General features: G+C 64.6%; 8 protein-coding genes and 1 pseudogene. 5 read left to right on the top strand and 4 right to left on the bottom strand.

Translation table 11 applies throughout. The features are described from left to right. The 3 genes and pseudogenes from VEB62_RS12555 to VEB62_RS12545 all read left to right on the top strand — a co-directional run. Positions 1 to 272: pseudogene (locus tag VEB62_RS12555) on the top strand (alcohol dehydrogenase); the annotation flags it as partial. 208 nt (positions 273 to 480) lie between these two features. Then, complete coding sequence (locus tag VEB62_RS12550; protein WP_324800130.1) at positions 481 to 990, top strand: DUF1993 domain-containing protein; 510 nt, start codon at positions 481 to 483, stop codon at positions 988 to 990. 10 nt (positions 991 to 1000) lie between these two features. Continuing rightward, the gene (locus VEB62_RS12545; protein ID WP_324800128.1) at positions 1001 to 1426 is read left to right on the top strand and encodes a hypothetical protein; all 426 of its coding nucleotides are present in this window, start codon (positions 1001 to 1003) and stop codon (positions 1424 to 1426) included. 236 nt (positions 1427 to 1662) lie between these two features. Here VEB62_RS12545 and VEB62_RS12540 read toward each other — a convergent pair whose 3' ends face one another. After that, positions 1663 to 2265, bottom strand: a complete 603-nt coding sequence (locus VEB62_RS12540; protein WP_324800126.1) for an SOS response-associated peptidase family protein — start codon at positions 2263 to 2265, stop codon at positions 1663 to 1665. Positions 2266 to 2312: 47 nt separating this feature from the next. Then, positions 2313 to 2894 (bottom strand): hypothetical protein, encoded by a 582-nt coding sequence (locus VEB62_RS12535; protein ID WP_324800124.1) that lies wholly within the window; start codon positions 2892 to 2894, stop codon positions 2313 to 2315. Between the two features lie 249 nt (positions 2895 to 3143). On the opposite strand from VEB62_RS12535, the gene VEB62_RS12530 reads away from it, so the two are divergent. Then, positions 3144 to 3368, top strand: a complete 225-nt coding sequence (locus VEB62_RS12530; protein ID WP_324800122.1) for a hypothetical protein — start codon at positions 3144 to 3146, stop codon at positions 3366 to 3368. Positions 3369 to 3534: 166 nt separating this feature from the next. Beyond that, positions 3535 to 4449, top strand: coding sequence for an HNH endonuclease (locus VEB62_RS12525; protein ID WP_324800119.1), 915 nt, complete (start codon positions 3535 to 3537; stop codon positions 4447 to 4449). A gap of 268 nt (positions 4450 to 4717) precedes the next feature. Here the strand turns inward: VEB62_RS12525 and VEB62_RS12520 are convergent, their stop codons facing one another. Together VEB62_RS12520 and VEB62_RS12515 are read right to left on the bottom strand one after the other, a co-directional pair. Further along, on the bottom strand, positions 4718 to 5440 hold the full coding sequence (locus VEB62_RS12520; RefSeq protein WP_324800116.1) for a DUF5343 domain-containing protein: 723 nt from the start codon (positions 5438 to 5440) through the stop codon (positions 4718 to 4720). A 292-nt stretch (positions 5441 to 5732) separates the two neighbouring features. Continuing rightward, a partial coding sequence (locus VEB62_RS12515) for an OST-HTH/LOTUS domain-containing protein (RefSeq protein ID WP_324800114.1) occupies positions 5733 to 5993 on the bottom strand: 261 nt, incomplete at its 5' end.

Below are 5993 nucleotides of genomic sequence, written 5' to 3'. Positions count from 1 at the left end.
GGACCACGGTCACCGCCGGCCTGCCCCCGCCCGAAGCCGCGCTGGCGGTCAATGTGGTCGAGCTGGTCGCCGGGGAGCGGACGCTGAAGGGCAGCTACATCGGGACCTGCGTCCCCAGCCGCGACATCCCCCGCTTCATCCGCCTGTTCCGCGAGGGGCGGCTGCCGGTGGACCGGCTGCTGACCGGGACCATCCCGCTGGAGCGGATCAACGAGGCCTTCGACGCCCTCGCCGACGGCCGGGCGGTCCGCACCGTGGTGACCTTCCCGTGAGCTCGTCATCCTCGGGCTTGACCCGAGGATCAGGGGCGGGAGGCGATCTGCGCGGAGGAGCCGGCCCGGCCACTCCGGTCGTGCACCGTTCAACGGAACACCGGACGGTCTGATCCTCGGGTCAAGCCCGAGGATGACGGCTTGGGATTGTGGGATGTGTCGCCTCCAAGCTAGAGCGGCAGGACCAGAAACACTGTGGGACTTCGCCATGGCCACCGAACTCTACGACCTGGCGGTCCCCGTCTTCACCCGCAGCCTCAAGGCCCTGTCGGCCATGCTGGACAAGGCCGCCGCCAACGCCGCCGAGACCGGCGACAGACCCGAGGCCCTGCTGGCCCGGCGGCTGATCGACGACATGCACCCGCTGGTCAAACAGGTGCAGATCGCCTGCGACGGACCCAAGCTGTGCGTCGCCCGCCTCTCCGGCGTCGAGGCCCCGGTCAACGAGGACACGGAGACCACCATCCCCGAGCTCAAGGCCCGCATCGACGCCACCCTGGCCTTCCTCGCCTCGATCCCCCGCGGCGCCATCGACGGGCAGGAGGACCGGGACGTGGTCCTGAAGTTCCCCGGCGGCGAATGGCCGTTCAAGGGTCAGGGCTATGTCACCGGCTTCGCCCTGCCCAACTTCTTCTTCCACGTGACCACGGCCTACGGCCTGCTGCGCGGCGCCGGCGTGCCGCTGGGCAAGCGCGACTACCTCGGCGCGGCGGCGTAGGACCCGAACGATGCGCCGCCTGATCGACCTGCCCGGCGTCGGCGACCTGGAGCTGAAGGCGCTGATGAAGCCGCGCCTCGCCGACCCGGATCTGCGTGACGAGCACCCGGAGGTCGACGCCGTCGCCCGCGCCGCCTTCGGCCTGTCGCTGGACGAGGCCGACCGGGTCCCCCTGCCCGCCGACTGGCCCGATCATCTGAGGGAGCTGCACCGTCAGTCCCCCGCCGACCTGGCCCGGGCCTTCGAGGCCGAGGGCTGGGACGTCACGGACAGGCGCCGCAAGCCCCTGCGCCTGCTGCCCCTGTTCGCCCTGCCGCTGGCCCTGGCCGCCCGCGGCGTGGCGGGGACCCTGCCGTTCGCGGCCGAGCCGGACCATCCGGCGACGGACTGGGGCGCCAACCTGAAGGCCGAGGCGGGGCGGTTCAGGAAGCGGTGAGCATCGGGGTCGGCGGCGGGAGTTCAGACTCAAAACAGGGTCTGAATAGTCTGAAGAGTCTGATTCCGGCGATGCGGCGGCGGTTCGTTTGTCAAAGACCGGAGACAGTATGAGGCGCCCGCTTCCTGTGTCGGGAAGATCGGATCGAGAAAACGTCAGGGTGTTGATCGGGCAAAGGGTTTTCGGCTGAACCCGACTATAATTAGCCGGATTGTCAGCACAGCGTCACGACAGATCTAGCCGCCACGCGGCGCTGCTTCGGCCCTGAGGGTCCCCTGCGGAGGCGGCTCCAGCAACTCATCGGCTGGTCGGCGGTCAAACAGCCAATCCCCCCAAAGCTCGGGCGGCAAGGGCAACACGCCCCGATCATGGTAGGGCGCTACGTCGGGGCCAGGTTCTGCGGTGAGCAGGGAGAAGGCGTCCGGAGCGCCATCAACGCCCGCTCGCCAGAGCGCAGCCAGCGCCAAGAAAGGCTGTTCGACGCCACGCAGAACCCAGCGGGTCTTGGGGTACTTGTCGCCGGTGAACTCGTAGAAGCCGCTGACCGGGACGAGGGCGCGGCCGCTGGTTGGGCTGTTGGAGAAGCGGCGGCCTTCCGAACGAAAATTGATGACCGGTGGGCGCTTGGGGGCTGGCGGCGGGAAGCCAAAGCGCATTTCGACGAGTTCAGTCTCGGCCGGACCGGCGGCGCGGATGGCGCGGGACAGGTCGGTAGGACGAACTTCGCTGACCGGTTCGATGTTCGGCAGGCCGCGTGGAAAGCGGAGGGGAGCGCCATGATGGTCGAACGCCTCGACCAACTGGGTGACGGAGAAACGGGCTTCGTAGGAGGCGCACATGGCGAGAGGATAACGCGGGAAGCTGTGGGATGGGCAATGGCGAAAGGTCAGGCAGCAGCAGGGGCGGCGACCGCACTCCACTGTTCAGCCATCGCCTTGGCGATCCCGGGGAAGAACCGAGACCGCTCTTTCCAGCGGTCGGGCGAGGGCGGCATGTGATGCACCCGAGGATCGCGACCGCTCACGATATCCGTCGGGACCAGCGGGGGCAGGTTTTTGAGCCAGAGGCAGGTCCGCTTCGTCTCGCCATGACCGAACTGCCAAGGCTGGATGCTTTGAGCGAAGTCCTCGAAATTCACGATCCGGGCCTTGGCGTGTTTGTGCATCACCGGGTTCTCGATCGCGATGCGGTCGATGGGTGCATTCCAGAAATCGGAGAATAGCGAAGCGCCTTCGTCGAGTTCGGCCCACATCTCGTCTCGGGTCTTCCCCGGCGGCGGCACGGTCAGCCAGCGGACACCGGAGTTGCACAGCCGGGTACACGGTGGGTGCGCGACCATCAGCAGGTCCCAGCCGTCGTTCAGTAGGTCGCGAGCGTCGCCAACGATGTGCCGGTTCGAGCCGTCCTCGCTCGGGAGGAGGTCACAGGACCACGCATCGTGGCCGAGGGCGAGAAAGGCGTTGCGCACGGTGCCGCTGTACTCGCAGGCGACAAGGACCCTCACGTTCGAGCCCTGTTCATTGCATCTCCCAAGCCCACTTCGTCGTCCTCTCGCGCTGCCCGGCAAGCCCGGAGCGGTGCCGATGGTCGACCATATGAACTAAGATTATACCAGGATAGGTTGTCCGAAGCTGGCCTGACCGGTTCACCGCACGGAGCTGTGGATCGTCGGGAGGGTCACATTGACGATGTGAGAACAAAGTAAGAACACCAAGGAATGCCCGATGTCCGCACCGTCCACCTCGCCCGTCACCGCTTCCTTCCGAACGCCGGCAGCGGCACAGTCTTCTGCGTCATGACTTATCGAGGAGAGGCGGGACCGGCCTTGGCCTACCTATCACCCGGCCAGTTCCCCGAGTTTGACGGCGAAGCGGCGTGGTTCCGCGTCCGCTGGTTCTCCAAGCGGCGTCGGGAATTTATCGAACAGATGGAGGTGCCGTGATGGGTCGTGACAAGACGGAGGCCACGCTGATCGCTGCAATGGTACTGTGTACCTTGGCGCAAGCCGCCCTCACCGTTTGGCTGCTGACGGGGCAACTCCGCTAGCTGCTTGTCATTCCGCACCAACGGACGGAAGGTCACTTTGAAGCGTCACGGGGCGAGGGCGAGTGAAAGGTGTTTTCGATCTTGAGCCGGGGTCTCCGTACGGGGATAGCCCCGACCGGTACTATATCGGTTCTCGCAAGGACTATTTGGCCGTTGCTAGGGCCGCCGAGGGCGACTGGATTTTGTACCGGGAGTCCAAACGGAGCGGCGGCCGGAAAGGATATGTTGGGGCAGCGCGCGTTGTTTCGATCGAGAAGGACGGAATCGCGGGCTATTGCGCCAACCTTGCAGACTACTTCGCTTTCGACCCTCCGGTTCCACTGAAGGATTCGAGCGGCGTCTACCGGGAAGAGATGGCCAGACAGGTCACAGATTCTCGGCTCATGGGAGTTACCTTCCAAGGCAAGTCGGTACGACCGATTTCCGATTCAGATTTCGCGGCAGTCGTCTCGACAGGTTTGGGCACTGCTTTGCTGCCCGAGAACTTGCAGCGCTATGGGCCCACGGGGCCCGACGCCAACGATATCCCGGTGCTCGGCGCCTCAGATTCCGATGATGAAGCGTTCGTGCGGCGCATCGAAACCACGCTGATCAATCGCAAAGTGAGGGACGCCAACTTCCGCCGACTGGTGTGCAGGGCTTATGACGACACCTGCGCGGTCACGGGGCTACGTATCATCAACGGTGGGGGGCGATCAGAGGTCCAAGCCGCGCATATCTGGCCCGTCGAGCACGGCGGCCCGGATACGGTCCGGAATGGGCTGGCCTTATCGGGGACCGTCCATTGGCTCTTTGATCGCCATCTGATCTCTCTCACCGACGACTATCGATTGCTTGTCGCCCACAACCGTGTGCCTGAGGCGCTTCGCGGCCTGTTCCAGCATCAGATGGATCGCATCCGTTTGCCGAGGAACAAAAGTCAGTGGCCTGATCCCAAATACGTTAGCCGACACCGGGAACGCTACGGCGCCTACTAGGGGTTTGCTGCCAAGGCCTGACAGGTATCATCGCTCACGGATTCCTCTCCGCTCTCCGATGTGATAGGCGTGCCAACACCCGACACCGCAAGCGATGTCGGGTGCAGACTCGGTGTGTGGAGTTACCTCCTCATGTGCCACCCCCCTCCGGTGCGCTGTTGACGCAGCGTCCGGCCCTCGGGGTACTCGCCCGCAGGGTGTTGATCGATGGTGGGACGCCCAGCCTGCAGGCTGGGCGTTTCCGCGTTCGCGGAACCTGACGGAGCGCTCATTTCAGGCTCGCCCCCTTCATGAAGATATCGAAGCCTTCGAACCACTTGGCCTTGATGTCGTCGGGCCAGGCAGGATCAAACGCCGGAAATTTGTCGAGCAAGGCTTTCATGAACTCGGTTTGCTGCTTCTGATCACCCTGCAGGTTCCCGGTACCCGCCTCGCCTCGCTTCTCGTCGGCGCCGAAGTCGTCTTTCGGCTTGGGCGGAGCGACATGACGCTTCTCCATGCGCGGCTTAGCGCCTGCGTCGCTCACTTTCTTGCGTGGGGCCGCGCCGCCCGTTGGGGTCCTGCCCGGAGCAATGCCCGCGTGACGGAAAAGTCCCATGAATAGGATCACCATCCGTCTCTGCTGCCCGACCGGCTTGTACTGGCGAAAAGCGTCCCGGACCTCCGTCTCTGAAGCAGATGCCGGATCAACAAACTGCAGGGCGTCTGCGTAAGCCGCCGCCAGCCATTCTCCCATTCGCGTGCGGTAATCGGCCTCGGAAGCCTTCTGCATTTCGTCCAAAGCCGGAGTTGGCCGGCCTTCGGGATCTATAAGATCCAACACGGTCAACGCTTGCAGCGTACGGGCGATCAAGCTGTCAGGGACGCCGGCGCGGCCCAAGACTTCGCCATTTACCGGCGTGGGCAAGCCCTTGCTGCGGTAGCGTTCGATCAGATCGATAATGACTTTTGCGGGGGCGTATGGCCCGGCGCGATCTGGTGTAACAGGCACTGGGGAACCCCCGTTGATGGGTTCTGTGGTACCCTGAACGGTCTACCGCGTCAACCGGCGTGGTTCTTGGGTATTCCGGTATATATGGTTCACTCTAGTTGGTTGAAATTGCTCGCTATTCTTGATGATCCTCAACGATCACTCCCAGAACCCCGAAGGCGGAGAACGAATCATCCACAGGATTCAGGCGGAGGAATTCGAACGGACGGGGTATCCGCCTCTCTGCAACGGACAAATGGATCCCCGGGACAAGCCCGGGGATGACGGGTGTGAAGGGGGAAGGCCCCTCCCCTTACGCCCGGTCCCTTACCTTCATCGCCCCGCCCGCGCTGGTCTCCACCTCGAACCGCCCGGTCGCCCGGATCAGGTCCGACAGTTTGGCGTAGCCGTAGCTGCGCTGGTCGAAGTCCGGGTAGGCGTTCCTGAGACGGTTGGCGATGCCGCCGGCGTTGACCCAGCCGTCGCCGTCCTCGTCCATGTCGGCGATGACGGTGGCGATCAGGCGGGCGGCCTCGGAGGGGGGGCGTTTGCCGGGGGCGGGCTCGGCCTTGAC

Source organism: Brevundimonas sp. (assembly GCF_035626975.1).
GTDB lineage: Bacteria > Pseudomonadota > Alphaproteobacteria > Caulobacterales > Caulobacteraceae > Brevundimonas.
This window is presented reverse-complemented; position numbering and strand designations above follow the sequence as displayed.